The sequence below is a fragment of the Planktotalea sp. genome (assembly GCF_049680325.1).
Classification (GTDB): Bacteria; Pseudomonadota; Alphaproteobacteria; order Rhodobacterales; family Rhodobacteraceae; genus Planktotalea.
Genome location: NZ_JBAUHO010000171.1, coordinates 1 through 9189, shown reverse-complemented (window position 1 = coordinate 9189; position 9189 = coordinate 1). Strand labels below are relative to the sequence as shown.

General features: G+C 55.1%; 7 protein-coding genes. 2 read left to right on the top strand and 5 right to left on the bottom strand.

The features are described from left to right. The 3 genes from WBC85_RS07910 to WBC85_RS07900 form a co-directional block, all read right to left on the bottom strand. Positions 1 to 1349, bottom strand: a 1349-nt coding sequence (locus WBC85_RS07910) for a monovalent cation:proton antiporter-2 (CPA2) family protein (protein WP_424434943.1), incomplete at its 3' end; no start/stop codon positions are given. A 21-nt stretch (positions 1350 to 1370) separates the two neighbouring features. Continuing rightward, on the bottom strand, positions 1371 to 1826 hold the full coding sequence (locus tag WBC85_RS07905) for an Lrp/AsnC family transcriptional regulator (protein WP_424434940.1): 456 nt from the start codon (positions 1824 to 1826) through the stop codon (positions 1371 to 1373). Between the two features lie 142 nt (positions 1827 to 1968). Further along, positions 1969 to 4518 carry a hypothetical protein gene (locus WBC85_RS07900; protein ID WP_424434937.1) on the bottom strand — a complete coding sequence of 850 codons (2550 nt, stop codon included), beginning with the start codon at positions 4516 to 4518 and terminating at the stop codon, positions 1969 to 1971. Positions 4519 to 4750: 232 nt separating this feature from the next. Here WBC85_RS07900 and WBC85_RS07895 point away from each other — a divergent pair, with 232 nt between their 5' ends. After that, positions 4751 to 5473, top strand: coding sequence for an SIMPL domain-containing protein (locus tag WBC85_RS07895; protein ID WP_424434934.1), 723 nt, complete (start codon positions 4751 to 4753; stop codon positions 5471 to 5473). Positions 5474 to 5523: 50 nt separating this feature from the next. On the opposite strand, the gene WBC85_RS07890 is transcribed toward WBC85_RS07895, so the two are convergent. Both WBC85_RS07890 and WBC85_RS07885 read right to left on the bottom strand, forming a co-directional pair. After that, entirely contained in the window at positions 5524 to 6816 is a 1293-nt protein-coding gene (locus tag WBC85_RS07890; RefSeq protein WP_424434931.1) for an O-acetylhomoserine aminocarboxypropyltransferase/cysteine synthase family protein, read from the bottom strand. Between the two features lie 154 nt (positions 6817 to 6970). Then, positions 6971 to 7975: a hypothetical protein gene (locus tag WBC85_RS07885; protein ID WP_424434928.1), complete on the bottom strand. Its 1005-nt coding sequence runs from the start codon at positions 7973 to 7975 to the stop codon at positions 6971 to 6973. Positions 7976 to 8092: 117 nt separating this feature from the next. On the opposite strand from WBC85_RS07885, the gene WBC85_RS07880 reads away from it, so the two are divergent. Beyond that, entirely contained in the window at positions 8093 to 8608 is a 516-nt protein-coding gene (locus WBC85_RS07880; RefSeq protein WP_424434925.1) for a hypothetical protein, read from the top strand. The last annotated feature ends 581 nt before the right edge of the window (positions 8609 to 9189 follow it).

Here is a 9189-nt window from a genome sequence, read left to right as displayed (position 1 = left end):
GTTTTGAAGCCAGAAGAGCTGACCAAGCGGTTAACGATCTGCCCAAAGCGACCGATGCCCGCGATGATAACGGGTCCGTCTTCGTCGATTTCGTCATGCTCTACATCTTGGTCCGTATGCGCGCCCTTTTTGCCAATGAGCTCCATCAGAATAAACAACAGTGGCGTCACAAGCATAGAGAGAGCGACAATCAGCAAGATGCGTTCGGATAGTGCGACAGGAATGACGTTCTGCGACACAGAAAAGGCAGTCAGGACAAACCCGAATTCGCCTGCTTGGGCAAGGCCGAGGGTGAAGAGCCAGCGATCCCGACCGTGCAATTTAAAAACGTGCGAGAGAACGTAAAGAACTAGGCCCTTTACGACAATGACGGCCGCCGTGAGGCTGATGATGCCAATTGGGTCACGCATCAGCACAGCAAAGTTGATGCCAGACCCAACCGTTATGAAAAACAGACCGAGCAAAAGGCCCTTGAAAGGTTCTATGTCGGTTTCAAGTTCGTGGCGGAATTCGGAGTTGGCCAGAACCACACCCGCGAGGAAGGCACCCAGAGCAGGAGACAGGCCGACGAGCATCATCAGGAAAGAGATGCCAACGACGATCAAAAGCGCCAGTGCCGTAGACATTTCGCGCAGATGCGCGGCGTGAATGAAGCGGAAAACAGGGCGGGTCAGGTAGATACCAGCAAAGATGATTGCGCCGATTGCACCAAGCGTGACTAGCGTGACGCCCCAGCCCGGTAGATCGGACACAAGGCTGAGCGAGCTATGGGCGTTGCTATTGTGAGCCTCTAGATGCCGTTCGATCGAACCATCGGCGTTAAGCGTCATGGCCGTGGGCATGGCAAGCAGCGGCAAAAGCGCCAGCATCGGGATTACGGCAATATCCTGCGTTAGGAGTACCGAGAAGTTCGAGCGCCCACCGGCGGTGCGCATCAAGCCCTTTTCGCTGAGGGTTTGAAGAACGATCGCTGTGGATGAGAGAGCAAAGATCAGACCGACAGCGAGGGCAACGCTCCAGCTTAGTCCAAGTGCCATTGCGCCGCCCATGAAGGCCAAAGTGGTAAGCGAAATTTGTAAGCCGCCAAGCCCGATCAGGCGATGGCGCATATCCCAGAGAGCGCGCGGTTCCAGTTCCAGTCCAATGAGGAACAACATCATGACCACGCCAAACTCGGCAAAGTGTTGTAGGTCTTTTGTCTCTGCGCCAACAAGGCCAAGCACAGGGCCTATCAAGATACCTGCCGCAAGATAACCAAGCACAGAGCCAAGCCCAAGGCGCGCCGCGACGGGAACGGCCAAAACAGCCGCGCCTAGATATATCGAAGCAGAAAAGAGGAAGCTCTCCATAAATCAGGTCTTTCAATAGTCTTACGTGGGAAGCGGCGCGTCTTTTTTCAATTGATCCATTACGATCTGGCTTTGCACACGAGCAACTGCCGGATGGGGTAAAATGACATCGTGAATGAGGCTGTTGAGAGCCGATAAATCATAGCAATAGATGCGCAGCAAGTAGTCTGCATCGCCCGTAAGCGTCCAAGCGCTTATGACCTCTGCCCGCAGCTCGATCAATCGAGCGAAACTATGCGCTTGATCGGGGCCGTGGGTGCTTAGCTGGACCTGTACAAAAGCCTGAACCGACAGCCCAAGCTTGTCGGCATCCAAATGCGCGCGGTAGGCATTGATGTAGCCATCTGACTCTAGCCGTTGCCGCCGCCGCCCGGCTTGGCTTGCCGACATGTTCAGGCGCTCGCCAAGCTCTTGTGCCGTTAGATGAGCATTGCTTTGCAGCGCTGAGAGCAAATGTTTGTCTGTGTCATCTATCATGCGGAAGTTTTCCAAGTTTGCGAGATTTCGTGCGAATTATACGCACAAATATGTAACATGGCGATGACGTGTTCGTAATTTATCCGAAAGGGTGCGCAGTTTCTGGCTTTTTGGATGTTCGGTCGCGCATTGTCTTGAGCTTTTAGCCCTTGGGCATCCTCAGCGTGACGTTTCGTCCGCTTTTCGTGTAAATCAGCTGTGCATCGCCAATTGCAGAAACGCGGCCCCCATCGACACGATCCCCGACTTTCACCTTCTGGTAGCGACCGTTGGACAGGCGCACCAAGGCGCGGCGACTAGAGGGTTTACCATAGACACCGATAAGGTTCACACGGCTCAGGTTGATTGCGTTTTTAACAGTGGCTGACTTCGCAACAGAGGTATTCGAGGGGATGCGCGGGCTAACCGTGCGCGGCGCGACTGCGGCAACTTGTGTCGCCTCTTGAGCCGGCGCGCTTTCAGCCTGCTTCTGGGCACGGGAAACGATACGGGAAAAGTTTCCGGGGCGTGGGGACGGTTTGCGCGATGTCGCAACGGCAAGGCGCGTTGCTGGGACTTGCGCGGCTTCGGTTTCTTCGATCTGCTTTTCGACTTGGGGGCGCAATTTCGGGCGTAGCTTGGACAGCTCGGCGCGTGTGTTGCCACCAAGTTGCGTGCGCTCAGAGCTTTCTACCAAGCCGCCTGGACGGGCGCGAGGACGCAGAGTTGCCGTCAGCCCTGTTTCGGGTTCAGGCGCAACAGCAGTTTCTTCCGGTGTTACAGCAGCATCGCGAAGGCGCTGTGGAATTGCTGGGGGAACACGCGCAGGGCGTCCCAGAAATACCAAAGCGCCTTCGGGCGTTAGCGCGCCCTCAGGGGTTGCTATGACAAGGCCATTATCATCGAATGCGAAGGTCGCGTCCGGAGGCGGCGGCGCGGCAAGGCCAGCCGGCGCGTCATCGCGGGGCTGCGTCAACGGCTCTAGCGCAAAGGCGTCCTGTCCATTGATGCGTGCATCAATTGATGCTGGATAGACATCATCCAGTGCTATCGCAGGTGGACTAAGGGGTTGCACCGGGGTCGCTAGCCAGATGCCGGTTGCTGCGTATTTTGCTTGTGCCTCTTCCGGAGAAATGACGGGTGGGCTGGGTTTAACCTGCGTTAGCGCGTCGTCACTGCTTGGCAGATCGTCCAGCGAAATATCATCGACGCCGACCTCAAGCGAGGCAACTTCGATTTCCTGATCCGCCAGTATTTCTTCCTCTGGATTTGGGAGTTCGGCAATGGCGCGATTGCGATCGCCGCCGCCAAAAAAGCGCGCCAATCCGTCATCCAGAAAGACCGAGGCCCATGCAGCAACCGAGACAAGGAACAACAGCAAAATCGCAGTGAGGATCAACCCTAGGAAACGTGGCTTGCCGCCAACTGGGATAGGCTCAGGTTTTTTCTTGGGCTTGCGCGCGCCGAATACGGTCATGCGCTGTTTTTCTTCTTCGCGCGCGTTTTCGACGACGGGCTCGGGTGCCTGCTTCTCACGTTTGGTGAAAAGGGAACGCATGCCGGAAACTGCTGCGCTTCCAGCTGAACCTGCAAGGGCTACTGCCTTGGCCTTTGCATCGCTCGCGGGTTTGCCAGGCTCTTGCGAAGGCGCGCTTGGCGCGCGCAGATCGGGCATTGGCGCGCTATCGGATGCACCGCGCAGGGCATTCGCGCGCGGGCTTGCTACGAAGGAATTTGGCATCGGTGGGATGTCATCAAAGGCATCGTCATCGATCGCCGTTCCAGGGCGAAGCGCTCCGAGACTGACATCTACCTGCGCCTCATCAAGAGCGACTTCGGATCGTCCGGTGATTTCAGGCGCTTTCGCGGGTGCGGGTGGTGTTGTACTTGGTGACGTCAACTCGCCGGGTGCGGTTGTCGGGGCGCCTACGCCGCGCTGGACACCGTCAAGTCGTGGGCCCTTTGGCGCGGGCGCGACCGGGGTTGCAATGCTTGGCGCAATGATTGGAGCCGTTTCTGGCGCAGAACGGCGCGATGAAAACCCGGGCGCGGGCGCAAGATCATCGTTTGTTTCGCTCGAAGGGGTAGCCGCAGCTTCGGCTTGCCGCGCGGCAGGGACGCTATCCGCCTTGGGTTTTGCAGGTGCAACAGGTTCAGGTGCTACAGGGACCGCATCGCCGGTTGCGATGGCAGGTGTTTCATCTGTTTCCAGCGCTGAAATACCCTTTGAACGGGCAACTGCGCTAAGGCCGAAGTTCGGCTCTTTTGGGAATTTCTCAAACGCAGGCGCGGCGACAAAGCCGACGGGCGCAAAGCCGTGCTCGCTGGCAAAGCTTTCTGCTTCTTGTAGGGTTTCCTTGGCGACCGCCGCGACATAGACATTGCCGCCGTCGTTTGCGAAGTCAAACTCCAGCTCGTCCACTGAGTAAGGCGTCGCCCCGTCAAGTGCTGTCAGCACCGCGCTTTGCACTTCGGCCTTGTCCAGACCAGTGACATCGACCGTTAGGTATTTGATCTGGTCGTCGGGGATAATTAATTTGGTTTCGACAGGGCCATCACCCAGCGCAGCTGCTTTTTCCAGCAAGATCGCAAGATCGCCTGCCAAATCTTCTGTAGACAAATCAACGTCGCCTACACGACCCCAGCCCTTGCCCTGACGGTGCAAGAGTTGAATACCGCTAAACGAAAGCGACAATGTAAAATTAGGTCTCATACTGGTAATTTAGTCTCCCCAAGTGCGCAGCGAAAGTGGTACGGCACATTTCCCAAAGTATAGCAGGTTCTTGCTTAGAGAAAGAAGACTCACACCCGTGACGCGGGGAAGTTTTAAGCGGATTTTGCAGCAGGTTTTCGCCAAGGATCACCAATCGAGTTGCGTCTTACCTAAATTGAGAGGCACGCTAAGCGGGCCGAAGTGGTCATCAAGATCAAGGAAAGGTGTTACAATGTCCTTAAAAAATTGGGTAATTTTGCTATGTGTCGCCGGGGGGAGCGTTCTTGCAGCCCCGCTGGCAGCGCAAGAACAAGAGCCACGCGCGCAAATTGTTGTTATCGGCGCAGGCGAAGTGAGCGTGCCGCCCGATATGGCTGTTATAACGCTTGGCGCGCGTCATAGCGCAAAAAGCGCAGCCGATGCATTGGCTGAAACCAACAAAGCGGTTGCAGCGATTCTATCCAGAATGACGAAATTGGGGGTTGATCCCAAGGACATGCAAACAGCGACGCTCGGGCTGAATCCGATCTGGGGCAAGTCTTCGCGCTATGAGGAGGGCGAAGTCGTGCCGCCGGTTGGCTTTGAAGCGTCCAACACCGTTCACGTGACCCTTCGCGATCTGGATAAGCTTGGCGCTGTATTGGATAGCGTTGCCCGTGAAGGCGCTAATTCCTTTTCCGGCTTTCGCTTTGGCTTGATTGATCCAGAGCCCACGCAGGATGAAGCGCGCAAGAACGCGGTAAGCGATGCACGCCGCAAGGCTGAATTGTATGCAGCAGCTGCCGGCGTTTCGGTTGGTGATATTTTGCTGATAACCGAGGATACGAACGGCGGCGGCGGTTATCCTTCTCCAGTTATGGAAATGGCCGCGGCACGCTCTGGCGCAGTGCCGATTGCACAGGGTGAGGTCACCCAAAGGGCAAGCGTCAGGATTGTCTATGCAATTGGGAAATAAGAAAAAGGCCCGAAGCACGCTTCGGGCCTTTCAACTGCGTCGTTTGAATTCTACGCGGAGGCGGCTTTGATTGCCTGATCCAGATCGGCAATCAGATCTTCCGCGTTTTCGATCCCGATTGAGATACGAACCACATTCGGGCCAGCGCCCGCCGCTTCTTGCTGTTCGGCCGAAAGCTGGCGGTGCGTCGTTGAAGCCGAGTGGATCACAAGTGAGCGCGTGTCGCCAAGGTTTGCCACATGGCTGAAAATCTCAAGGCTATCGACGAATTTGACGCAAGCGTCATAGCCGCCTTTCAAGGCAACTGTGAACAGGCCACCCGCACCTTTGGGGCAGATTTTCGCAACGCGCTGGTTGTATGGCGAGGAAGGTAGACCAGCGTAGGTCACGTAATCCACGTCGTCATGCTGTTCCAGCCATCCGGCAACCTTCATCGCGTTCTCCACATGGCGCTCCATACGAAGGCTGAGCGTCTCGATACCGCAAAGCGTGTAGTGGGCCGCCTGTGGGTTCATCGTCATACCCAAATCACGCAGACCGATAGCGATGCCGTGGAAGGTGAAGGCAAGCGGGCCGAATGTTTCAGCAAACTTGAGGCCGTGATAGGCGGGCTCTGGCTGGCTAAGGGACGGGAATTTGTCCGACGCGGACCAATCGAAATTGCCGCTGTCCACAACGCAGCCACCTGTGACAGTTCCGTTACCTGTCAGGTACTTCGTTGTTGAATGCACCACCAAGGTCGCGCCATGTTTGATCGGGTTGCACAGGTAGGGCGTTGCTGAGGTGTTATCTACGATCAATGGAACGCCAGCGGCATTGGTGATTGCGGAAATCGCATCCAGATCAGTGATGTAACCGCCCGGGTTTGCGATGGATTCACAGAAGACCGCGCGCGTGTTATCGTCGATGGCGGCCGCGACAGCAGCTTCATCGTCGAAGTCCACAAATTTGGCTTCCCAGCCGAAACGTTTGATTGTTTGACTGAACTGGGTAATCGTACCGCCATATAGACGGGTCGAGGCCACGACATTCATGCCGGGCTGCATCAACGGGAACAGCGCCATGATCTGGGCTGCGTGACCAGAGGAGCAGCAAACAGCGCCTGCACCGCCTTCCAGCGTTGCGATGCGTTCCTGCAAAACGGCAACGGTCGGGTTGGTCAGGCGCGAATAAATATAGCCCACTTCTTGCAGGTTAAAGAGCGCTGCCGCGTGTTCTGCGTCGCGGAACACGTAAGCTGTGGTCTGATAGATAGGCGTGTTGCGTGCGCCTGTCGCGGGATCGGGGCGGGCGCCCGCGTGAATCTGTAGGGTGTCAAAGCCGTAGCTTGGGGCGTCAGTCATGGTGTGTCCTCACGTTGAAAAAGCGTTGAGGCGCACCGTAGGTTAATGTTCCGAGGCTCACAATATAGCTTGAGAAAAGCGGAACAGGTGTTTTGCAAAATAGCTTTTCGCAGAAACGCCTGTTTTGCCGCGCTGCCCCAAATGGGCGCTTGGATCAGCGCATCCAGAAGCCGGCCTTCTTGATGCGGTTGCGAATGGCCTGTTCCTTGCGCGGCAGGTCATCCTGATCGAATAGCGCACGTACCTTTTCGCCGCGGCCGTGATAGATCATCCGCTTGATCGCATCTGAGCCTTTGAGCACTTTCTTGATCTTGTTGGGCGCCGAGATGTCATGCAGCACATCAATGACATGATCGCCCTCGCGTGCATAAAGCAACGGTAGCATGCGGTAGTGACAGCTTATTTCGCCATCTAGCAGGCCGCGTGGAATCGTGTCTTTTCCGCCGCCAAAGCTGTGAATAACCAAAGGAAGCGCAACTTGATCGAGCCAAGGATCAAGCGTTTGTAGCACCAATTCAGGAGGCGCATCATCGCGAATGGCTGTTGCGTACTCAAGGAAGCGCGCACCAAATTTCTGAGGGCATTTGTAGAAAAAATATCCTGCATTGTAGTATGGATAGCGGCGCCAGTATTCATCAGGCTTGCTCAGATCAAGCGCACTGTCAAAGTCCAGTTCGAACTTGTCATAAAGCGATTTCCAGATTGCGCCATAGCCCGGGCCATAAAGCTCCAGCTCGGGCCAAGTGTTTTCGCGGCGCAATGATGCGGATGGACGGGCAAAGTCAAAAGGAACCGCGTTCAAATCGCCTGTGATAAGAGTATCTGTATCAAAGAAGATAAACGGTTCGCCTTTGGGCAGGGCGACCAAGGCTTCGATCTTGTTGCCATAGGGGTAGCTTTGGCCAAACACGCGGCTTTCGAACTGGACAAACTCACCGCCCAGATCAATCAGCAGATCACGAAGATCGCCATCGGGTAGGCGCGGATCACGATCCCATAGCGGGCCGGGCAGGGGCTCTGCCAAAAAAAGCCGACCCTTGAAGTCGGGGTTTGTATGCCGCAACGAGGCCGCGAAAAGTGCAGCTTCATAGGCCAGACGGCCGTTTTGTACGACGATCATCACATTTAAGGATGGATTCTTGGTGCTCTTTTTTGCCATGCTGGGCCCATCTGCTCGCGGGTTTGCTTGACCCTACGCCGCTCTGTGATGAATTTCCAGAAGCCGTGCAGTCGAGATTGAAAAGAAATATTCAGATTAGATTTTGGGAGACATATTATGAAATCGGCAACCGTTGCACTTTGCGTGTTGATGCTGGCCAGCACTGCCAGCGCTCAAAGCGGATTTGGCTCAAGCGATGTCACCAGCGGTGATGGTGTGAGCGCAGCAGACAGCTTTGATCTGACAGGGCTTACACCCGAGGATCAAACGCCAACGGGCAAGTTCACAACCGCGGCGGAGATTGGCCAGATCCTTGAATTGACCAAAGATAGCTGGACGGCTGTACGTGAATATGACGGGCAGGACCTGGTCTATTTTTCCCATATTTTTTCGTGGCGCTGCGGGTTGAAGGCCGCGAAGTTTTCTATCAACGACGAACCGCTTCGTGATTTGGAAATGCCAGAGTGTCATATGCAGTTCAAACAGCCCAATGCGATCCTGAACGACGAAGCATTGATGACCTTTCAACGCTACGAGCTTGGCAGTGTGAAATCTATTCGCATTGATGTTTTGCTTGATAATCTGACGGTTCAATCAGTGACGCTTTTGCGTGAAAACATACTTATTCCCTAGCACTCAGAGGTGGCCGAGGAAATTCTGACCACTCGTTAAAGCGGATAGCAATGGTGCATTGCGCGCCAGCCGTTTGATCGAACGGCTGTCGCGATCGTTAAGGTATGACGCGTCTATCTGAACACTTTAGACAGGTTCAAAGATGTGTGTGAGGATCGGCAAACGGCTGACCTGCTACAATGTCGAGCGGCCTGAAATGAAGGCCTGATCCACCGTAACATGTCCAACGAGTGCTGACGTCAGACACGCTGTAAGGTAAATGGTGGGCGACCCTGGAATCAAATTTGGCACGAGGCAATCAGTGCATCAAAGTTCTTATTTTTAAGAGTTTTAATGCGTATTCCATGAAGGGCAGGTTGAGTTGTGTATCGAAATTTGAGGCGAATGTATCGAAAGCACCTTGGATTTCAACATGACCATAACATAGCCATTGAGGGCATTTATTCATTTGCCTGGCTAGTGAATAAACCCATCACCCTTTAGCCGTTCCAACGCTGCGGTCACAGCAGGTTCGGGGAAGCTGGCGCGTTTGTGGTCGTTCCAAGCTTCCAAGGCTACCGACATGTCGGGCTGTGTTGTGA